Raw genomic sequence first — 19,794 nt, forward strand, 5'->3', positions numbered from 1 at the left:
AGAACACAAAGAACCCGCCTGACCAGCGGAAACCGCTCGATCAGACGGGCTCTAGGAAAGAGTGGAGCTGAGGGGACTCGAACCCCTGACCCTCACACTGCCAGTGTGATGCGCTACCAGCTGCGCCACAGCCCCTTGCCTGCACGTTTCCCGGCGGTTGGGGCCGCCGTTCTCGTGTGGCAATACCGTACAACACGGCCCCGTCGTGAACGAAATCGGGGGGTCCCGCAACGGCATCCGGGCTGCTGGGCGGGGGTGCGGCGGTGTGCGACCGGCTACTTGACCAGGTTGGTCAACCAGTCCTGGTCGTCCCAGTCCACGATCTGGCCGTCCTTCATCACGGTGGGCGTGCCGCCGAAGTTCCCGGTCGCCTTCACGGCGTCCAGCTCGGCCTGCGCGTCCTTCTCGTGCGCACCGCTGTCCACGCACTGCTTGAACGTCTCACCGGTGATCCCGAGGTCCGTCCCCAGCTTCACCAACTCCTCCTTGGTGTACCCGGGACCGCCCTCCTCGGGCTGCTCGGCGAACAGCGTCTCGTGGTACTCCCAGAACTTGTTCTCGTCCGCCGCGCACAACGCCGCGTTGGCCGAGTCCCGCGAGTAGCCCTCCGGGTCGGAGTACTTGATCAGGAACGGCAGGGCGTGGTACCTGACCTTGAGGGTGCCCGCCTCGATCTCCTGCTTGATCTGGCCGCCGTAGACCTTCTTGAAGTTGCCGCACGCGGGGCAGAGGAAGTCTTCGTAGAGGTCGATGGTGGCCTTCGCGCTGTCCTTGCCCACCACGACCACACCGCCCTCGCGGACGATCGGCGCGGACACACCGGTGATCCCCTGCGGCACGGCCAGCGTGTTGTCCTCCGCGCTGGACCTGGTCCAGATGACCCCGCCGATCACGACGACCGCGAGCACGACGACGACCACGACGCCGATGATGACCTTGGTCCGGTCGCTCGACGTCCCCCGCGCCGCGACCACCGCCTTGGTCGCCCGCTGCTGCTGCTTCTTCTTCCGAGCGTTGCGCTCCGCGCCACCCACAGCTCTGTCCTCCCGGTGAAAACCCGCCCCGCAGGCTACCGAGCGATGCTGAGTGGAACCTGAGTGCTCACGCGTCCGGCTGACGCGGCCGTCCCGAGATGCGCTCACCGACGGGCACCTCGGGCCCCTCGTCCAGGCAACCGGACTCACCGGCCACCTCCGACGCGACGTGCGTCTCCTCCGCACGCGGCAGGGTCTCGGGCGCGAAGAGCCAGAACACCAACGCCACCACGGCCATCGCACCCGTCAGGGTGAACGCGGCCTGGTAGGAGAACTGGTCCACCAGCACACCGGCGAGCAGCGGCCCGATGATGGCGCCGCAGTCGGTGACCATCTGGAACGCGGCCAGCACCGGCCCGCCCTTGGCCTTGGCGCCGATCACGTCGGCCACGACGGCGTTCTGCGGCGGGTTGAGCAGACCGGCGCCGATGCCCGCGACCAGCGAGGCCGCCATGAGCGTCGGCACGTTGCCGCTGAACCCGAGCCACACCGTGCCGATCGCGGACACCGCGAGCCCGGCGATCGCTATCGGCTTGCGGCCGATGCTGTCGGACAGCTTGCCGGAGATCATCAGCACGGCGGCGTTGCCCGCCGCGAACACCGACAGCGAGATGCCCGCGATGGCGGGCGTGCTCCGCAGCGCCTCCACCACGAACAGCGGCACCAACGAGATCCGGATGCCGAACACCGCCCAGCCGTTGGCGAACCCGGAGGCCAACGCCGCCCGGTACGCCGACCGCCGCACGGCCGCGCCCACCGACATCGACACCTGCTCGGTCGAGTTGTCCAGGGCGGCGAGCGTGGACCGCCGCAGGAACCACCAGACGAAGAACGCGGCCACCACCAGCGCCGCCGAGTACGTGACGAACGGCACCTGGATGGAGATCTCCACGAGCGCCGCGCCGACGATCGGGCCGCCGATGTTGCCGAGCAGGAACCCGGTCGCCCACAGCCCGGACGCCCGGCCGCGCATGGGCGCCGGCGTGATCCGGATCAGCAGCCCGACGGCGGCCACGGTGAACATGGTCGAGCCGATGCCCGCGAACGACCGGAACACGATGAGCTGCCAGTAGGCGGTGGCGAAGCCGCACGCGCCGGTGCCGACCGCGACGATGAGGATGCCGACGATGTAGACCCACGTCTCGCCGAACCGGTTCACCAGCCGTCCGCTCATCGGCGCGAACAGGAGCCTGACCAGGGCGAACGAGCTGACCACGGCGGACACGGCGAACGTGCCGACGTCGAAGCTCTTGGCGTAGGCGGGCAGGACGGGCGCGACTATGCCGAAGCCGAGGGCGATGATGAAGCTCGCCACGACGAGGACCCACACCTCGCCGGGTAGCCGGGGTTTGGACTGCACGTCGGTCCCCAGCACTGTGCGCCCCTTCCGATCACCGTTAGCTGTGCTAAGGATATGGGGTGCGGCAACTGTTTACTCAATCGAGCAGCTCGTCGACTCTCCGCGCATAGGCCGTCACCGGGTAGCAGACGTCGAAGCCGCAGGCCTCCACGAACCGCTCACCGCCGCCACCCTCGGCGACGTGCGAGGCCACCAGCAACGCCCCGGCCTCGTGCAACGCCGCCACCACGCCGCCGACCAGAGCGCTACCGAGCCCTCGACGACGACGCGCCGGCCGCACGACCGCGTGCTCGACCAGGCCGACCCCGCGCTCACCGAACCCGGACGCGAACCCACCGAGGCGGTCGCCCTCGGCGGAGCCGGCAATACCGTCGTCCACCACGACGAACACGCACCGCGGGTCGTCCAGCCGCTGCCCGAGGTGCCGCAGCAGCCGCGTCCCGCCCAACCCCAGGTCGTCGGCCAGCAGTTCGGCGATGCCTTCGAGGTCCGTGTCCCGCGCCGGTCGCACGAGCGGCGACAGCCGCACCTCACCCCGGTGCACCACGGCCAACGACTCCTCCACCGCGTGCCACCCGGTGTCGTCGGCGATGCCCTCGATCTCGGCCACCGTGGTCGGTGACGCGTACAGCACCGCCTCGGCCCGGCCGACGTCGGCGAACGTCTGCTCCAACCGCATCAACGTGCCCGCGACCTCGGCCGACGACCCGTACACCGCGCACGCGTGGTTGCCGCCGGGCAGCGGGTTGTCCCGGTTCACCACGACCTGGGCCACCCCGACCCGGCCGACCTTGCCGTACCGGACGGCGCCGGACGCCAGCCGGGCGGCCTCCACCAGCCCGGCCAGCTCACGGGCCCGGTACGGGTCGAGCAGTTCGGGATCGTCCGGGTCGCGCAGCGGGTCAACCACGACGTCAGCCTCGCACGTCCCGGCCCTTCCACTTCGTGGTGCCGTGCAGCGCCTGCCACGCCGCCTCCAGCGACATCGCCCCGAACGTGGCGTGGGCCAGCGGCGCGAGCACGGCGGCCGACTGCGGCTGCCGGGTGCGCCGCAGGAACACCCACTCGGCCACCGACTGGCCCAGCCACGCCAGCATCCCGAGCTTCGACCCGCGCAACGCCGTCACCACCGGCACGACCCCGTACGCGATGTGCGCGAGCCCGGTCGACCCCAACGAGAGGAACGCGCTGGCCGGCCCGTTCGCATACATGGACGTGCCGGCGACCATGCTCTTGCGCATCGACGCCCACGTGTCGCCGAACGTGTCCAGCCCCGACGTGGTCAGCGAGTCCGACCCGTCCACGAACCGCGTCCGGCCGCCGGTGTCGCGGACCAGGGTGGCGAAGCCGACGTCGTCCGCGCGCGATCCGGCGATCGCGGCCCAGCCGCCCGCCCGCTCGTACGCCGCACGGCTGACCAGGATGCAGTGGCCGACGGCCAACGCCATGCCGCGCCGCCCGTCGACGGTCGTCGTCTCGAACAGCAGCTGGTTCACCGGCGGCAGCAGCAGCCACCACCCGGCGCTCGGCCGGCTCGCCCGCCCGGAGGTGGACACCAGGTCGACCTCGTGCCGGCGCGCGCCCGCGAGCAGCCTGCCGACCAGGTCGGGCGCGGCCTCGGTGTCGGCGTCCATGAACAGCAGCCAGTCGGTGTCCACGTCGGCGCTGCCCACGTGCAGCGCGTGCACCTTGCCCGCCCAGCCGGACGGCGGCCCGGAACTGCTGACCAGCCGCACCCTCGGGTCCTCCTCCGCGTGCCGCCGCACGATCTCGGCGGTGCGGTCGGTCGACGCGTCGTCCACCACCACGATCCGCAGGCCCGCGTAGTCCTGCTTGCGCAGGCCGGCGAGGCAGCGGTCGATGGCACGTTCCTCGTCACGCGCGGGCACGACGACCGTGACGGGACCGGCGTCGACCGGTGTCGTGGGCAGCCGCTTGACCTCTTGCCAGACCTTGATCGTCACGGCCGCGCGGGCCAAGGCCACCGCCGCGCCGAGGACACCCCGAATCCCCATGGGTCCACAATGGCACAACCATGGGGGAACACTGGCTCAGCGTGGACCTGCCGGACCTGCCGATCCGCCCGCTGCTCGGCGAGATCGCGGGCACGCTGACCGCGCACGGTTCGGCGGTCCTGGTCGCGCCGCCGGGCACGGGCAAGACGACGTTGGTGCCGTTGGCGCTGGACGGTCGCGTGGTCGTGGCCGAGCCGCGCCGGCTCGCCGCCCGTGCCGCCGCCGCGCGGATGGCGAGCCTGCTCGGCGAACCGGTCGGCCAGACCGTGGGCTACTCGGTGCGCGGCGACCGGAAGACGTCGAAGAACACCCGGATCGAGGTGGTCACCTCCGGTCTGCTGGTGCGGCGGTTGCAGCACGACCCGGAGCTGGCGGGCGTCGGCACGGTGCTGCTGGACGAGTGCCACGAGCGGCACCTGGACGCGGACCTGCTGCTGGCGCTGCTGCTCGACGCTCGCGCCGGGCTGCGGCCGGACCTCCGGCTGCTGGCCACGTCCGCGACCGTCGCGGCGGACCGGTTGGCGCAGCTCCTCGGTGACGCCCCGGTGATCCGGGTGGAGGCGCGGACGTTCCCGGTGGACCTCGTGCACACCCCGCCGGCACGCGGTGAGCGGATCGAGACCACCGTCGCCCGCGCGATCCGCCAGGCCTTGTCCGAAGTGGACGGTGATGTGCTGGCGTTCCTGCCGGGCGTGGCGGAGATCCGCCGGTGCGCGGCGCTGCTCGGCAACGACGTGGACGTGCTGCCGCTGCACGGTCGCCTCACGACGAGCGCACAGGACGACGCGTTGCGCGCCGGTTCACGTCGCCGGGTCGTCCTGGCCACCGCGATCGCCGAGTCGAGCCTGACCGTGCCGGGTGTGCGGGCGGTGGTGGACTCCGGGTTGTCGCGCGTGCCCAGGGTCGACCACCGGCGCGGGCTGTCCGGGCTCGCGACCGTGCGGGTCAGCGCGGCGGTCGCCGACCAGCGCGCGGGCCGGGCCGGACGCGAGGCGCCGGGCCGGGTCTACCGGTGCTGGCCCGCGCACGAGCACAGCACGTTGCCGCGCTACCCCGAGCCGGAGATCCGCACCGCCGACCTGACCCGGTTGGCGTTGGAGCTGGCGTGCTGGGGCGTGCCGGACGGCGAGGGTCTGGGCTGGTGGGACGCGCCGCCGCCGGGCGCGTTGGACGCGGGCCGGTCGGTGCTGCGGGCGTTGGGCGCGTTGGACGACAGCGGTGCGACCGACCGTGGCCGCCGGATGGCCGACCTCGGCCTGCACCCCCGGTTGGCGCGGGCGTTGCTGGACGGTGCAGCGGCCGTGGGCGCGCGTAAGGCCGCTTCGGTGGTGGCGTTGCTGGACGACGACCGGGCCAACTCGGGGGTCGAGTTGGCGATCCGTGACGCCGACCCGCGCGAGGTGCGCCGCCTGGCCGCGATGGTGCAGGGCTCGGGTGACGGCGACCCGGCGTTGGTGGTCGCCCTCGCCTACCCCGAGCGGTTGGCGCGCAGGCGTTCTCCGGGTTCGCCGGTGTACCTGATGGCCGGTGGCACGGCGGTGGAGCTGCCGCCGGGCAGCGGGTTGGCCGACGCCGAGTGGCTCGCGGTGGCGGTAGCCGACCGGGAGGCGGGTCGCGCGCACGGCCGGATCAGGTTGGCCGCGCGGGCGGACGAGGAGCTGGCGGTGACGGCCGCTTCGTCCCTGTTGGCTTCTGAAGACGATGTGCGGTGGGACGGTGACGTGGTGGCGAACCGGCTGCGCAAGCTGGGCGCGATCACGTTGTCCAGCAAGCCGTTGCACGACCGCGAGGCGATCCGGCGTGCGCTGCTGGAGGGCTTGCGCACGGAGGGCGTGGGGCTGCTGCGGTGGGACGCGGACGGGTTGCGCACGCGTGAGCGGATGGCGTTCCTGCACCGGGTGATCGGCGATCCGTGGCCTTCGGTGGACGACGAGGCGCTGCTGGCCGTGGTGGACGTCGGTGACGCGCGGCGGAAGGCGGACCTGGCGCGGATCAGCGGTGAGCAGGTCGTGCGGCGGTTGCTGCCGTGGCCGGCGGCGGTGCGGTTCGACGAGCTGGCGCCGGACCGGCTGGAAGTGCCTTCGGGTTCACGCATCCGGGTGGACTACTCGGCGGCCGAACCGGTGCTGCCGGTGAAGGTGCAGGAGGTGTTCGGCTGGACGGAGACGCCCCGGCTGGCGGACGGACGGGTGCCGATCGTCCTGCACCTGCTCTCCCCCGCCGGTCGGCCGACCGCCGTGACCGGCGACCTGGCGTCGTTCTGGCGGACCGGATATCCGCAGGTCAGAGCCGAACTACGAGGCCGCTACCCGAAGCACCGCTGGCCGGAGGACCCGATGACCGCACGCCCGGCGCGCCGATAACCAGCCACTTGACGGCACGCGTCAAGTACTTGACGATAGCCGTCAAGGAGGTGTTCGCGTTGCTCGCAGAACAGATCGCCACGATCATCCGCACCCGGCTGCTCGACCCGTTGGAGATCCTTTTCGACGACGTCGGCGACCTGCCGTCGCGTGCCGAGGTGGTGGCCCGGCAGATGGCCGAGACCATGCAGGGGGACGACGACTCGGCCGCCGTGCACGCCATCGCACGGCTCATCGGCGCGCTCTACCCCGGTGACGCGCCGTTCGACCCACCCGCCGACTGGTGGCGGACGCCGCTCGGCCAGGTCGTGGCGCGCCGGATGGGACACCCGGCGGCACAGGCGGTGTCGTACTCGGTGGCCGGCGCGATGCTCGGCGTCACCAAACAGGGCGTCCACGACCTCGTGCGGCGCGGGAAGTTGGAGCGGAACTCGGACGGCGGCGGCGTGACCGTCGCCTCGGTGAGGGAGAGGTTGACATCGTGAGGGTTCTGGCACTGCACGGTGCCGGCGGTTCGCCGGCGGACTGGGAGCCGATCGTGACGGCATTGGAAGGCGTGCACGAGATCGTGCCGCTGCCGTTGGACGGTCCGTGGGAGTGGGAGTCGGTCCTCGACCGGATCGAGCCGCACGCGACCGACAACCCGGCCGTGATGGGCATGTCGCTGGGCGGGATGGTCGCCGCCCTGTGGGGCAGGCGCCACCCCGAGTGCCCGGCGGTGATCGACATCGACGGCCTCGGCGTGCCGACCCAGCCGCAGCGCTACCCGGACCCGGCATCGGTGGCCGACGAGATCGACGCCCTGCGCGAGCTCTTCCGGGGCTACGGCCAGCCGGAGCTGCAACAGGCCATCGAGTCCCTCGACTGCTTCGAGGTCTTCCACGAACTCCGCTGCCCCGTGCTGCTGGCCGTCGCGACCAAGCCGATGCCGGGCCAACCCCTGTTCGAGCCGTACCAACGCGGCCTGGCCCGCGACCTGGCGACGTTGCCGCCCAACATCGAGGTGGTCCGCGTGGACGCGTCCCACTCCGTCGTCTCCGACGACCCCGCCCTGGTGGCCGCCCTGGTGAAGGGCTACCTGGACGGCCGCTAGCCGGCGGCCACGACCTCCACCTCGACCAGCCACTCGGGCGTCAAGGTCTGCGCCACGATCGCCGTGGTGGGGATCACCCTCCCGCCCAACGCTTCGGTGCGGGCCTTGGCGTTGGCCTCGGCGTACGCGGCGTCCCGCAGGTAACTGGTCAACCGCACGATGTTGTCCACCGTCATGTCGGCGGCGGCCAGGATCGCCCGCAGGTTGTTCCACAGCAGCTCCAGCTGCTCCTCCAGCGACGCCCCGGGCACACCAGCGGGATCAAGCCCCATGGTCCCCGACACGAACAACAACCGCTGCGCCCCGTGCACCTCGATCGCGTGCGCGTAGTCCGCCGTGGGCGCGTACGCCCCGTCAACCGCCGTGTGCGTCACAGTCTCCACACCCGCGACACAACCACAGCCCACAACCCTGTTTCCAGCCCGAAGTCGCGCTCGCGTCACCGACATCAAACGCCACGGGCGCCGCGAGCGCATATAAACCCGCAAGTGAATGACTGCGGACCCCAAGCGACAACCCGGACCATCGTCCGAGACGCGTGAACGACCTGCCGGCGAGCCCACGGCCCCGACCAACGACAAGCGGCCCCCTCCCGAAGGAAGGGGCCGCCGTGGTGGTGGAGGTGCCGGGAATCGAACCCGGGTCCTCTGCCGCATCATCAAGGCTTCTCCGTGCGCAGTCCGCTACATCTCTACTCGGCCCCGGTGATCACGCGGACAAGTCACCGTGATGAGCCCAGCCACTGTGGGTGTCCCGACCGTCCCCCGTGGCCGGGGACGGCGGTGAGCCTCCTAGCTGATGCCGGCGACCGGAGCGGAGGCGCCCCCGGGCCGACAGCGTCACTCCTAGCCTCAGGCGGCGAGGGTGAACGCGCGCTGGTCGTTAGACTCGGCGCTTATTGGTTTGCGATGACGCTTACGGTGGTCTCTCGCCTGCACCGGCACGCTTCCCTTGAATCAACGCACAAAGTCGAAACCGTTCACCCCCGTGTCGTGTGGGTCTTGCTCCGCACAGCATAACGCCCCGCGACCCACCGTTCATTCCCATTAGGTTGGTAGGGCTGTCCCCACCCTCCGCTGACCGGCGGACCTGATGGTTCCGGCCACCCGATCAGGCGATGCTGGTCGGGACATCGGCCGTGAAGGTGGGGGAACATGACGACGCGGGTCAACCCGGACATCGCCCGGATCAGCGGGTACTTCCTGCTCAACCTGGCCACCGGCCTCTTCTGGTTCATCCTGCTGGTGACGATGGGCGCGGTCAGCCTGGGCACCGCGGTGGTCTGGGTCGGCGTGCCGCTGGGCGTGCTGACGATGGTCCTGGCGCGCGCCGCGGCGACCGCCGAGCGGGCCTGGCTGCGGGTCACCCTGGGTGTCGACATCCCCCAGCCGTACCGGCCGCTGCCGGACACCACGACGGAACGCGCGAAGACGATCGCGAAGGACCCGGCGACGTGGCGCGACCTGTCCTACTGGCTGCTCATGCTGCCACTGGGCGCAGTCGAGTTCGCACTCACCGTGGCGCTGTGGTCGGCGGTCTCGGCCACCGCGCTCCTGCCGTTCTACCTGCAGTGGCTCCCCGCCACCCTGGAAGTCGACTTCGGTGCGGGCAACGTGTGGGTGGTCGACACGTTCTTCAAGGCGATCCCGGTGAGCGTGGTGGGCCTGCTGCTCGGTGTCCTCTCGTACCGGCTGCTCAAGGCCCTCGGCAAGGGGCACGCGCTGCTCGCGCAGGCCCTGCTCGGCCCGTCGCGGAACAGCCTGCTGTCCGCCGAGGCGCAGCGGCTGTCGGCCAGCCGGGCACGGGGCGTCGAGGCGGCCGAGGCGGAGCGCAGGCGCATCGAACGGGACCTGCACGACGGCGCGCAGCAGCGGCTGGTGGCGGTGGCCATGGGCCTGGGCCGGGCGCGCAGCAAGATGGAGTCCGACCCGGACAGCGCACGTGAGCTGATCGCCGAGGCGCACGCGGACGCCAAGCTGGCCATCTCCGAGCTGCGTGACCTGGCCCGCGGCATCTACCCGTCGGTGCTGGGCGACCGAGGTCTGGACGCGGCGCTGTCGTCGCTGGCCGCACGGTGCCCGATCCCGGTGGAGGTGTCGGTGGACGTCGAGCCGCGCCCGCCGACAGCCGTGGAGAGCACCGCGTACTTCACCGTCGCCGAGTCGCTGACGAACATCGCCAAGCACTCCGGCGCGACCGAGGCCCGCGTGCGGGTGTCCCGCACGGAGAACTCCGTGGTGGTGGAGGTCACCGACAACGGCCGCGGCGGTGCGGAGGTGCGTCCGGGCGGTGGCCTCGCGGGGCTCGCGGACCGGGCTGCGACGATTGACGGCGTGGTCGTCGTGGTGAGCCCGCTCGGCGGGCCGACTGTGATCCGGACGGAGCTGCCGTGCGCGTGGTGATCGCGGAGGACTCGGTCCTCCTGCGGATGGGCGTGCAGCGCCTGCTGGCCGACGAGGGCATCGAGACCGTCGCGGCGGTGGAGGACGGCGACGCCCTGCTGGCCGCGCTCGAGGAGCACCGGCCGGACCTGGCCCTGGTGGACGTGCGGATGCCGCCGACGTTCACCGACGAGGGCCTGCGGGCGGCGATCGAGGCCCGCAAGCGCATCCCGAACCTGCCGGTGCTGGTGCTCTCGCAGTACGTGGAGGAGCGGTACGCGGTGGAGCTGCTGGCGGGCGGCGCGAACGGCGTCGGCTACCTGCTCAAGGAACGGGTGGCGGACGTGTCGGAGTTCGTGGCCGCGGTGCGCCGGGTCGCCGACGGCGGCACGAGCATCGACCACGAGGTCATCACGCAGCTCATGGTCCGGTCCAAGCGGAACCCGGTGGACTCGCTCACCCAGCGTGAACGGGAGGTCCTGGGCCTGATGGCGCAGGGCCTGTCGAACGCCGCCATCGCCGCGTCACTGGTCGTGTCGGACGGCGCGGTGGAGAAGCACGTGGGCAACATCTTCGCCAAGCTCGGCCTGGAGCCCAGCACCTCCGAGCACCGCCGGGTGCGCGCCGTGCTCGCCTACCTCAACCTGGGTTGATGCCGAGCAGCCGGGCGCCGTTGTCGTGCAGCACGGCCCGCAGGAACGGCTCGCCCAGCCGGTCGTCGTCGGCGGCCCAGCTCTCGATCGCGTCCAGCTGCACGGAGTAGTCGTACGGGATGTTCGGGAAGTCCGAGCCGAGCACCACGCGGTCGGTCACGTCGACCAGCCGTGCCGCCCAGTCGCGCGGCAGCGCCGCCTGCGCCGCGGTGAACGGCACTCCGACCATCGTGGTGTCCAGGTGCACGCCGTCGTACCGGCCGACCAGGTCCAACGCGCCCAGGTAGTCCGGCATCCCGGCGTGCGCCAGCACCGCCACCAGCGACGGGTGCCGCCGCAACACGTCCTCGAACACGTCCAGCCCCGTGTGCGCACCGGGGATCGGCCCGTGCCCGCAGTGCACGACCACGGGCACCCGCGCCTCGGCCAACAGGCCCCACGCGCCGTCCAGCGAACGCGGGTCGTAGCCGCCGACCTGCACGTGCGCCTTGAAGCACCGGGCACCGGCCGACAACGCCCGCGACACGTACGCCTCGACACCCGGCTCCGGGTACAGGGTCGCGGTCGGCACGGCGCCGTCGACGCGCGAACCGAAGTCCAGCGCCCAGTCCGTCAGCCACTCACCCATGCCCGGCTTGTGCGGGTACACGAGGGGCGCGAACCCGACCACCCCGAACGACCGCAGCACGGCCAGCCGTTCCGCCTCGGCCAGCCGGTACCGGATCGACCAGTCGACGCCGTAGTGCCGCGACGCCTCGTCGAAGTACGCCCACACCTTGTCCAGCACGCGCTGCGGCATGAAGTGCACGTGCACGTCGACCAGACCCGGGACGCCGTTCGGCACGGTCAGTAGCGCCCCTTCAACGCACGGCCGTGCGCCTTCTGGATCTCCCGCTGCGCGTCCCGCTTGGCCAGGTCCTGCCGCTTGTCGTAGGACTTCTTGCCGCGCGCCAGCGCGAGCTCGACCTTGACGTACCCGTCCTTGAAGTACATCGACAGCGGGATCAGCGACAGACCGCTCTCCTTGGTCTTGCCGATCAGCCGTTCGATCTCGCTCTTGTGCAGCAGCAGCTTCCGCTTGCGGCGCACCTCGTGGTTGGTCCAGGTACCCGCCACGTACTCGGGGATGTGCAGCGCGTGCAGCCAGATCTCGCCGTCGTCCACCTGGGCGAAGGCGTCCACAAGGGACGCCCGGCCCATCCGCAGGCTCTTCACCTCGGTGCCGACGAGCACGACACCCGCTTCGAAGGTGTCGAGGATGGTGTAGTCGTGCCGAGCCTTGCGGTTCGACGCGATCACCTTCTGACCGCGTTCCTTGACCATGACCGAAACCTTACGTGACCACGCCAGCGGTTATAGGCGCACGTAGAGACGCAGCGTGACGTAGCCCGTCAACGCCGAGATCACGATCGCCACACCCAGCAGGATCGGCGAGATGACCAGGATGTCCAACATCCCGACCTGCGGCAGGATTCCCGAGTTGAACAGGTCGCCGAACACCCGGTCGAGCGCCACGGCCTTGAACCCGACCAGGCACAGCACACCCGCGATGGCGCCGATGATGCCCGCCACCACCGCCTCGATGAGGAACGGCAACTGCGTGTACCAGCGGGTCGCACCCACTAGTCGCATGATGCCGACCTCGGTGCGCCTGGTGAACGCCGAGACCTGGATGGTGTTCGAGATCAGCAGCAACGCCGCCAAGGCCTGGAACGCCGCCAAGCCGAGCGCGCCGTCCCTGGCGCCGTTGAGGACGTCGAACAACCTGGCCAGGAACTCGCCCTGGTCGTTCACCGCCTTCACGCCCGCCTTGCCGTTGAACGCCTGCACGATCACGTCAGCGCGTTCGGGCTCCTCCAGGCTCACCCGGAACGTCGCCGGGATGGCCTCGGGACGCGCCAGCTTCACCAGCTCCGGCTGCGCCTCGAAGATCCGCTTGAAGCGCTCGAAACCCTTCTCGCGGTTCTCGTAGACGACCGTCTTGACCCCGGATGTGGTCTCCAGCTGGCTGCGCAGGCCCGCGCACGGCTGCTGCGTGCAGTCCTTGTCGTTCGCGCTGACGTCGTTGGTCAGCAGGACCGAGACCTCGAGCTTGCCCTGGTAGTTGTCCTGCATCTTGTCGACCATGCGGACGACGAGCAGACCGAGGCCGAGCAGGAAGAGCGAGATCGCGGTCGTGAGGATCATCGCGATGGTCATCGTGACGTTCCGGCGCAGGCCGGTGACGACCTCGCTGAACACGAAGCTGGTACGCATCGGGGGGAACGTTCCTCAGGGTCGGGGGATGAGGGGGTCCGGCGGCCTCGGGGTCAGCGGCCCACGCCGTAGACACCCCGCGCGTCGTCGCGGATGATCCGGCCGTGGTCCAGCTCGACCACGCGACGGCGCATGGAGTCGACGATGGAGTGGTCGTGGGTGGCCATCAGCACCGTCGTGCCGGTGCGGTTGATCCGCTCCAGCAGCAGCATGATGTCCTGGCTCGTGTCGGGGTCCAGGTTTCCGGTCGGCTCGTCGGCGAGCAGCACCAGCGGCCGGTTGACGAACGCGCGGGCGATCGCCACCCGCTGCTGCTCACCACCGGACAGCTCGTGCGGCATCCGGTCCGCCTTGCCGTCGAGGCCCACCAGCTGGAGCACCTCGGGCACCACCTTGACGATGGTGTTCCGCGGCTTGCCGATGACCTCCAACGCGAACGCGACGTTCTCCGCCACGGTCTTGTTGCTCAGCAGGCGGAAGTCCTGGAACACGCAGCCGATGGACTGGCGCAGGCGGGGGACCCTGCGCCGGGACATCTTGGCCACGTCGAAGTTCGACACGTACACGCGGCCCTTGCTGGGCACTTCTTCCCGCAGCAGGAGCCGCAAGAACGTGGACTTCCCGGAACCGGAAGGCCCGATGAGGAACACGAACTCGCCCTTGTCCATCTCGACCGAGACGTTGTCGAGAGCGGGGCGCGCGGCGGTCTTGTAGACCTTGGACACGTGTTCGAGTCGAATCACGAGGCGCGAGTGTACTCGTGGCCTGGGTAAAGCCTCCGTCTCGCCCGCCGAACGGTGGCTTGACCGGTCAGGACTGGTGCTGCTTGCGCCAGCGGATGCCCGCTTCCAGGAAGTCGTCGATCTCGCCGTCGAGCACCGCGGACGGGTTGCCGACCTCGTGCTCGGTGCGCAGGTCCTTGACCATCTGGTACGGGTGCAGCACGTAGGAGCGCATCTGGTTGCCCCAGCTGGACCCGGTGTCCTTGAGGGCGTCCATCTTCGCCTGCTCCTCCTGGCGCTGCCGCTCCAGCAGCTTCGCCTGGAGCACGGCCATCGCGGTGGCCTTGTTCTGCAGCTGCGAGCGCTCGTTCTGGCAGGACACCACGATGCCGGTCGGGATGTGCGTGAGGCGCACCGCCGAGTCGGTCGTGTTGACGCCCTGACCGCCGGGGCCGGACGAGCGGTAGACGTCGACCCGCAGGTCCTTCTCGTCGATGTCGACGTGGTCGGTCTGCTCGACCACGGGCACCACCTCGACGCCCGCGAACGACGTCTGCCGGCGGCCCTGGTTGTCGAACGGCGAGATGCGCACCAAGCGGTGCGTGCCCTGTTCGACACTGAGCGTGCCGTAGGCGTACGGCGCGGTGACGCGGAAGGTCGCGGACTTGATGCCCGCCTCTTCGGCGTAGGACGTGTCGAACACGTCCACGGGGTAGTTGTGCCGCTCGGCCCAGCGCGAGTACATCCGGAGCAGCATCTCGGCGAAGTCCGCCGCGTCCACGCCACCGGCCTCGGCCCGGATGGTGACCAGGGCGTTGCGCTCGTCGTACTCGCCGGACAGCAGCGTGCGGACCTCCAGGGAGGAGATCTCCTCGCGGAGCTTCACGCGCTCGGCGTCGGCCTCGGCGAGGCTGCCCGCGTCGTCCTCGTCCTCGGCCAGCTCGTAGAGCACGGACAGGTCGTCCAGCCGCTCGCGCAGGCCCGTGATGCGGCGCAGCTCGCCCTGCTTGTGCGAGAGCTGGCTGGTGACCTTCTGCGCCTTCTCCTGGTCGTCCCAGAGGTCGGGCCGGGCCGCCGCCTGCTCCAGATCGGCGACCTGAGCGCGCAGCGAATCGAGGTCCATCACCGCCTCGATGCTCGAAAGCGTGGCGGAGAGGTCCTTGATGTCTGCTTCGACGTCGGGGTTCACGTCCAAAGATTACGCCGGCACCGGTCGCGGAGCGCGACCGGTGGGCGCGCTTCAGGCCGTGGGGATCGCGTCGAGCAGTTTGAGGACGGCCTTGGCGTGGGCCAGGCCGAATTCGGCGACCGCCTTGGAGTAGGCGTCCTCGGCGGTCTTGACGGCGGTCTTCGCGGCCTCCTGTTCGGCGCCGTAGCTCGCGCGGGCGGAGTCCACGAGCCCTTGCCGCTGTTTCGCGGTCAACGAGCCCGCGTGCACCAGCCGCAGGATCAGCGGGCTGCGCAGGTGGTCCGGTCCCGGCTCGGAGAGGAGCCAGTTCTTGAACGCCTTCTTGCCCGCCGCCGTGAGCACGTACTGCTGGCTGGAACGCGGGCCCTGCTTGCCGAGGCGAAGCAGGCCTGCGTCCGCCAACGCGGGCAGCTCGCGGTAGACCTGGCTGCGGGTGACGCTGAAGAACGCGCCGAAGCGCTCTCCGGCCTCAGCCACGAGCTGGCCACCGGTCTTGGGTCCGTCGTGCAGCAGCCCGAGCAGGGCAGCCGCCGTCGCATTCAGGTCCGACACCCCACCAACGGTGCCACGGTCACCGGCCGCTGTCCACAATGGTCAGCCGTTCTGTCCACTGTGGCTGATCACGGGCTAGTGGAGTTGGGCCAAGCGGAGCAACGAGAAGCATCACTGCGTAACCGCCCGCTGATCAACGCCACGCATTCGGCCCCTTGACCACGAATGTCCACGCGGCGTGGAAATCCATTGAGACACAAGGGAAACCGCATATTGCGTTCACTCGAACGGCAGCGCGGGGTCACGCGCCGCGTCCGCCACACCCCGCCGGGGCCCTCGACCGATAGCACAACCCGGTGATGTCCGGCGCTCGACGTGGCAAACACGTCGGGTGGTGGGACCATTACGGCGGGTGTTCGTTCGACTGGGAGGTCAGCTGTGGGCATCAAGTGGACGACGGGGACCAAGGTAGTGCGCAACGCCCGCGCGTGGGCGTCCGGCACGATCCCGGAGCAGGCGGGCAAGGACGAGTGCATGGTGTGCGGCAAGCACATCCGCAGGCACCGCACGGTCAGCGGCGAAGGCCGGGTGTGCTCGCTCACCTGCGCCCAGTACTGGGCCGAGAACATGACGTGAGCCGAGCCCCAATGCAAAAGGCCCCCGGAGAAAACTCCGGGGGCCTTTCACGTAGTAGCGGGGACAGGATTTGAACCTGCGACCTCTGGGTTATGAGCCCAGCGAGCTACCGAGCTGCTCCACCCCGCGCTGTAAGGACAACTATACACGCCCCGGAAACCCCTTTTTCACCGGGCCCCCCTAACCACATTTCCCCAGCTCACACGCCTGCCAACCAACTTGCGCCGCACTTCCCGGCGTCCAGGGGCAACGCCCCCGGTCGGGGGTGCAGGGGGCGAAGCCCTCCTGCCCGGGGTTCGAGGGCCGGGCCCCCGATGTAAATGCGAAAAAGCCCTGTTCATGAACTCCATGAACAGGGCTTTCCCACTTTGTAGCGGGGACAGGATTTGAACCTGCGACCTCTGGGTTATGAGCCCAGCGAGCTACCGAGCTGCTCCACCCCGCGTTGCATTTAGAACTCTACGCCCCGGTTACCGGAGAATGCAAATCGGGTGGCCTGGATCGTGTCCCAGGCCACCCGATCGCGGTATCAGTGCAGGTCAGCTCGTCGGTGTCGGCGACGGCTGGACCGACGACGGCGACTGCGTGGTCGACGTGCCGGCCGTGTTGAACCTCTTCGTCGCGTCGTCCAGCGCCTTCATCGCGTTGCCCAGCTCGGCGAAGTCACCACTGGCCTGCGCCGCCTTGATGCGGTCCAGCGCCGACCGGATGTCCCGCACGGCCTGCTCCAGCTCCGTCCCGCCCTGCTGCCCGTTGCCCGGCGGCGTGGTGGTCGTCGGTGACGTGGGCGAGGTCGGCGTCTGGCCGTTGTTGGCCGGTGGCGGCACCTGGGCCGAGGAGCCGGACAGCACTTCCTCCATCGCCTCGGCCAACGTGGGCGCGTAGCCCACCTTGTCGCCGAAGCTGACCAGCACCTTGAACAGCTGCGGGAACTGGGTGTTCTGGCTGGCCCGCTCGATGTAGATCGGCTCGACGTAGAGCAGGCCGCCGCCCACCGGCAGGGTGAGCAGGTTGCCGTAGACGACCTTGGTCTGCCGCTGGGTGAGCAGGTTCAGCTCACCGCTGACCTCGCCGTTGGTGAGGAACGTGGTCTGGATCTGCTGCGGGCCCTTGGCCTCGTTGTCCAACGTCAGCACGCTGATCTTGCCGTAGTTGTCCGGGTCTGATCTGACCGTCACGTACGACGCCATGAACTCGCGGTTCAGCCGCACCAGCGCACTCGTCAGCTGGAAGCTGACCTTGTTCGCGTCACCGGTCGGGTCACCCGCCAGCACGTAGAACGGCGGCTGCCGGTCGCGCTGCTGCTGCACGCCCTGCTGCTGGGCCTCGACGGTGGTGGCGTTGTCGACGGTCGGGTCGGACGGCACGTCCCAGAACGAGACACCGGAGTAGAAGTCACGCGGGTTGTCCACGTGGTACTCCGACAGCATCTCGCGCTGGACCTTGAACAGGTCCTCGGGGTAGCGCAGGTGCTCCTTCAGCGACTGCGACATCTCGCTGTTCGCCTTCACCGTGCCCGGGAAGACGCCCATCCACGCCTTGAGCACCGGGTCCTGCGTGTCCATCTCGTACAGCGTCACCGTGCCGTCGTAGGCGTCCACAGTGGCCTTCACCGAGTTGCGGATGTAGCTGATCTCCCGGTCCGGCTGCTGCGCGACACCCGGCAGCGAGTCGTTCGTGGCTTCACCCAGCGCCGTGCGGCGCGCGTACGGGTAGTTGTCGAGCGTGGTGTAGCCGTCGACGATCCACGTGATGCGCCCGTCCACCACGGCCGGGTACGGGTCGCCGTCCACGGTCAGCCACGGCGCCACGGCCTCCACGCGGTCGCGCGGGTGGCGGTTGAAGATGATCCGCGACTCGTCGTCCACGGCCGAGTTGAACAGGATGTTCCGCTCGCCGTACGCGGCGGCGAAGACGAGCTTGTTGAACAGCCCGCCGATGCGGACGCCGCCCTTGCCGTCGTAGGTGTACGACGAGCCGTCGGTGTCGTACTCGCCGACTGCGCCGTCACCGCGGCCGCCGACGATGGCGTAGTCGGCCGGGCCGCCCAGCTCACCGAAGTAGGTGCGCGGCTGCTGCACGCCGAACGGGCCGGGCTGGACCTCGCCGTTCTGGCCGACCTGCGCCACCTCGAACACGGGGTAGCCGCCGTTGCCGCCCTCGTCCGCGGGCGAGTTCACCTTGCTGGCCTCGGCGAACACCATGCCGTTGCCGTGGGTGTAGATGAGGTGCTGGTTGATCCAGTCGCGCTGGCCCTGCGGGATGCCCGCGGTGTTCAGCTCGCGGACCGCGACGATGTAGTCCTGGACCTGCTGGTCCACTTTGTACCGGTCGACGTCGAGCTTGTCCGGGAACCCGTAGAACGGCCGCAGCTGCTGGAACTGGGTGAACGTCTTGGAGATGACGGCCGGGTCGAGCAGCCGGACGTTGCCCACCGTCGCCTGGTCGTTCTTCAGCTCGTCCAGCGAGACGTTCTGCTTGCCCGCGTACGGCTTGCTCTCGACCTTGTCCTCGGTCAACCCGAAGGCTTGTCGGGTGGCCTCGATGTTCCGAGAGATCGGTTCGGCTTCCTTCTCGATCGCGTTGGGCCGCACCGAGAACTGCTCCAGCACCGCGGGCCACGCCGCGCCGACCAGGATGCTCGACAGCACCAGCAGCACGGTCGCGATCGCCGGCAGCTGGAGGTTGCGCAGCACCGCGCCCGCGAAGAACGCGACGGCGCAGAAGACCGCGATGAACAGCAGGATCAGCTTGGCCGGCAGCACCGCGTTGAGGTCGGTGTAGCTCGCGCCGTCGAACTTCTCGTGGTCCGAGAACAGCAGCGTGTACCGGTCGAAGAAGTACGCGACCGCCTTGAGCAGCACGAACGCACCGGCCACGATCGCCAGGTGGGTGCGCGCGGGCCCGGAGAGCTGCCCGCCGCGGCCGGCCAGCCGGATGCCGCCGAACAGGTAGTGCGCCACCACCGCGCCGACGAACGCCACCGCCGTGGCGATGAACAGCCACGACAGGATCCAGGTGTAGAACGGCAGCTGGAACGCGTAGAAGCCGATGTCGTGGCCGAACTCGGGGTCGGTCACCCCGAACGAGGTGGCGTTGAAGAACAACTGGACCACCTGCCAGTCGCCCTGCGCCGACGTGCCCGCGATCAGGCCGACGAGCACCGGCAGGCCGATCGCGAACAGCCTCATCCGGCGGCTGACGACCGCGCGGTAGCGGGCCACCGGGTCGTCCGGGCCCGACACCGGCACGAACACCGGCCGGGTGCGGTAGGCGATGATCAGGTTGATCGCGACGAGACCACCCACCAGCAGGCCGACGGCGAAGAACAACCCGAACCGGGTCGCGAGCAAGGTGCCGTAGACGCTGCGGAAGCCGACCTCGCCGAACCACAGCCAGTTGACGTAGGTGCCGAGCAGCCTTGAGCCGGTGATCAGACCGACCAGGCCCACCGCACCGACTATGAGCAGAATCCGGCTGCGACGGGACAGCCTGGGCAGTCCGACCGGGGGCCGTGTGGCCACGGGGCACGCTCCTGGATCGCGGTAATGGCGTTCGTACGTTCTGTCCAACTCTACGGAGGCCGCTGAGGGTTCCCCG

18 protein-coding genes, 3 tRNA genes and 1 other RNA gene are annotated in these 19,794 nt (G+C 69.9%); 6 read left to right on the forward strand and 16 right to left on the reverse strand.

Annotation, left to right across the window (positions count from 1 at the left end; genetic code table 11):
• Positions 1 to 62 precede the first annotated feature (62 nt).
• The 5 genes from FM051_RS23270 to FM051_RS23290 all read right to left on the reverse strand — a co-directional run bounded on the left by FM051_RS23270 (position 63) and on the right by FM051_RS23290 (position 4,409).
• Positions 63 to 135: transfer RNA gene (locus tag FM051_RS23270), tRNA-Ala, on the reverse strand.
• A gap of 140 nt (positions 136 to 275) precedes the next feature.
• The gene (locus FM051_RS23275) at positions 276 to 1,034 is read right to left on the reverse strand and encodes a DsbA family protein (protein WP_158846736.1); all 759 of its coding nucleotides are present in this window, start codon (positions 1,032 to 1,034) and stop codon (positions 276 to 278) included.
• A gap of 67 nt (positions 1,035 to 1,101) precedes the next feature.
• The gene (locus FM051_RS23280) at positions 1,102 to 2,409 is read right to left on the reverse strand and encodes an MFS transporter (RefSeq protein ID WP_158846738.1); all 1,308 of its coding nucleotides are present in this window, start codon (positions 2,407 to 2,409) and stop codon (positions 1,102 to 1,104) included.
• A gap of 61 nt (positions 2,410 to 2,470) precedes the next feature.
• The gene (locus FM051_RS23285; RefSeq protein WP_158846740.1) at positions 2,471 to 3,304 is read right to left on the reverse strand and encodes a GNAT family N-acetyltransferase; all 834 of its coding nucleotides are present in this window, start codon (positions 3,302 to 3,304) and stop codon (positions 2,471 to 2,473) included.
• A gap of 4 nt (positions 3,305 to 3,308) precedes the next feature.
• The gene (locus FM051_RS23290; protein ID WP_158846742.1) at positions 3,309 to 4,409 is read right to left on the reverse strand and encodes a glycosyltransferase; all 1,101 of its coding nucleotides are present in this window, start codon (positions 4,407 to 4,409) and stop codon (positions 3,309 to 3,311) included.
• 20 nt (positions 4,410 to 4,429) lie between these two features.
• Between FM051_RS23290 and hrpB the strand changes: the two genes are divergently transcribed.
• From hrpB to FM051_RS23305, 3 genes are read left to right on the forward strand one after another with little or no spacing between them, the layout of a single operon-like run.
• Positions 4,430 to 6,772 (forward strand): ATP-dependent helicase HrpB, encoded by a 2,343-nt coding sequence (gene hrpB / locus FM051_RS23295; RefSeq protein WP_238412590.1) that lies wholly within the window; start codon positions 4,430 to 4,432, stop codon positions 6,770 to 6,772.
• A gap of 50 nt (positions 6,773 to 6,822) precedes the next feature.
• Positions 6,823 to 7,257, forward strand: coding sequence for a hypothetical protein (locus FM051_RS23300; RefSeq protein WP_238412602.1), 435 nt, complete (start codon positions 6,823 to 6,825; stop codon positions 7,255 to 7,257).
• Positions 7,254 to 7,865, forward strand: a complete 612-nt coding sequence (locus FM051_RS23305) for an alpha/beta fold hydrolase (RefSeq protein WP_158846744.1) — start codon at positions 7,254 to 7,256, stop codon at positions 7,863 to 7,865. Before FM051_RS23300 ends, FM051_RS23305 begins: the two co-directional genes overlap by 4 nt.
• On the opposite strand, the gene FM051_RS23310 is transcribed toward FM051_RS23305, so the two are convergent.
• Together FM051_RS23310 and ssrA are read right to left on the reverse strand one after the other, a co-directional pair.
• Positions 7,862 to 8,239, reverse strand: a complete 378-nt coding sequence (locus tag FM051_RS23310) for a RidA family protein (RefSeq protein WP_238412591.1) — start codon at positions 8,237 to 8,239, stop codon at positions 7,862 to 7,864. The genes FM051_RS23305 and FM051_RS23310 overlap by 4 nt on opposite strands.
• Positions 8,240 to 8,479: 240 nt before the next feature.
• Positions 8,480 to 8,852, reverse strand: a transfer-messenger RNA (tmRNA) gene (ssrA, locus tag FM051_RS23315).
• Positions 8,853 to 9,019: 167 nt separating this feature from the next.
• Here ssrA and FM051_RS23320 point away from each other — a divergent pair.
• Together FM051_RS23320 and FM051_RS23325 are read left to right on the forward strand one after the other, a co-directional pair.
• Positions 9,020 to 10,267: a sensor histidine kinase gene (locus FM051_RS23320; protein WP_158846748.1), complete on the forward strand. Its 1,248-nt coding sequence runs from the start codon at positions 9,020 to 9,022 to the stop codon at positions 10,265 to 10,267.
• A complete protein-coding gene (locus FM051_RS23325; RefSeq protein ID WP_162470734.1) occupies positions 10,255 to 10,899 on the forward strand; it encodes a response regulator transcription factor in 645 nt (214 codons plus the stop codon). Before FM051_RS23320 ends, FM051_RS23325 begins: the two co-directional genes overlap by 13 nt.
• Here the strand turns inward: FM051_RS23325 and FM051_RS23330 are convergent.
• The 6 genes from FM051_RS23330 to FM051_RS23355 all read right to left on the reverse strand — a co-directional run bounded on the left by FM051_RS23330 (position 10,886) and on the right by FM051_RS23355 (position 15,618).
• Positions 10,886 to 11,743 carry an amidohydrolase family protein gene (locus FM051_RS23330; RefSeq protein WP_338019493.1) on the reverse strand — a complete coding sequence of 286 codons (858 nt, stop codon included), beginning with the start codon at positions 11,741 to 11,743 and terminating at the stop codon, positions 10,886 to 10,888. The two genes, FM051_RS23325 and FM051_RS23330, sit on opposite strands and share 14 nt — an antisense overlap.
• Positions 11,744 to 11,745: 2 nt before the next feature.
• Entirely contained in the window at positions 11,746 to 12,222 is a 477-nt protein-coding gene (smpB, locus tag FM051_RS23335; protein WP_158846750.1) for an SsrA-binding protein SmpB, read from the reverse strand.
• A gap of 30 nt (positions 12,223 to 12,252) precedes the next feature.
• Positions 12,253 to 13,155, reverse strand: a complete 903-nt coding sequence (gene ftsX / locus FM051_RS23340; RefSeq protein ID WP_158846752.1) for a permease-like cell division protein FtsX — start codon at positions 13,153 to 13,155, stop codon at positions 12,253 to 12,255.
• A gap of 53 nt (positions 13,156 to 13,208) precedes the next feature.
• Positions 13,209 to 13,898, reverse strand: a complete 690-nt coding sequence (ftsE, locus tag FM051_RS23345; RefSeq protein ID WP_158846754.1) for a cell division ATP-binding protein FtsE — start codon at positions 13,896 to 13,898, stop codon at positions 13,209 to 13,211.
• 67 nt (positions 13,899 to 13,965) lie between these two features.
• Positions 13,966 to 15,066: a peptide chain release factor 2 gene (prfB, locus tag FM051_RS23350; protein WP_158846756.1), complete on the reverse strand. Its 1,101-nt coding sequence runs from the start codon at positions 15,064 to 15,066 to the stop codon at positions 13,966 to 13,968.
• A 51-nt stretch (positions 15,067 to 15,117) separates the two neighbouring features.
• Positions 15,118 to 15,618 carry a PadR family transcriptional regulator gene (locus FM051_RS23355; RefSeq protein WP_158846758.1) on the reverse strand — a complete coding sequence of 167 codons (501 nt, stop codon included), beginning with the start codon at positions 15,616 to 15,618 and terminating at the stop codon, positions 15,118 to 15,120.
• A 378-nt stretch (positions 15,619 to 15,996) separates the two neighbouring features.
• Here FM051_RS23355 and FM051_RS23360 point away from each other — a divergent pair, with 378 nt between their 5' ends.
• Positions 15,997 to 16,194 (forward strand): hypothetical protein, encoded by a 198-nt coding sequence (locus FM051_RS23360; RefSeq protein ID WP_158846760.1) that lies wholly within the window; start codon positions 15,997 to 15,999, stop codon positions 16,192 to 16,194.
• 55 nt (positions 16,195 to 16,249) lie between these two features.
• Here the strand turns inward: FM051_RS23360 and FM051_RS23365 are convergent.
• The 3 genes from FM051_RS23365 to FM051_RS23375 form a co-directional block, all read right to left on the reverse strand.
• Positions 16,250 to 16,323, reverse strand: a tRNA-Met gene (locus tag FM051_RS23365).
• Positions 16,324 to 16,565: 242 nt separating this feature from the next.
• A tRNA-Met gene (locus FM051_RS23370) sits at positions 16,566 to 16,639 on the reverse strand.
• Positions 16,640 to 16,733: 94 nt separating this feature from the next.
• Positions 16,734 to 19,718: a UPF0182 family protein gene (locus FM051_RS23375; RefSeq protein ID WP_158846762.1), complete on the reverse strand. Its 2,985-nt coding sequence runs from the start codon at positions 19,716 to 19,718 to the stop codon at positions 16,734 to 16,736.
• Between the last annotated feature and the right edge of the window lie 76 nt (positions 19,719 to 19,794).

The organism is Saccharothrix deserti (assembly GCF_009769385.1).
GTDB lineage: Bacteria > Actinomycetota > Actinomycetes > Mycobacteriales > Pseudonocardiaceae > Actinosynnema > Actinosynnema deserti.

Bases quoted from the DNA above. Each gene is read 5' to 3' on its own strand.
- FM051_RS23290 (WP_158846742.1), bottom strand. From the start codon at position 4,409: ATGGGGATTCGGGGTGTCCTCGGCGCGGCGGTGGCCTTGGCCCGCGCG.
- hrpB (WP_238412590.1), top strand. From the start codon at position 4,430: ATGGGGGAACACTGGCTCAGCGTGGACCTGCCGGACCTGCCGATCCGC.
- FM051_RS23320 (WP_158846748.1), top strand. From the start codon at position 9,020: ATGACGACGCGGGTCAACCCGGACATCGCCCGGATCAGCGGGTACTTC.
- smpB (WP_158846750.1), bottom strand. From the start codon at position 12,222: ATGGTCAAGGAACGCGGTCAGAAGGTGATCGCGTCGAACCGCAAGGCT.
- ftsX (WP_158846752.1), bottom strand. From the start codon at position 13,155: ATGCGTACCAGCTTCGTGTTCAGCGAGGTCGTCACCGGCCTGCGCCGG.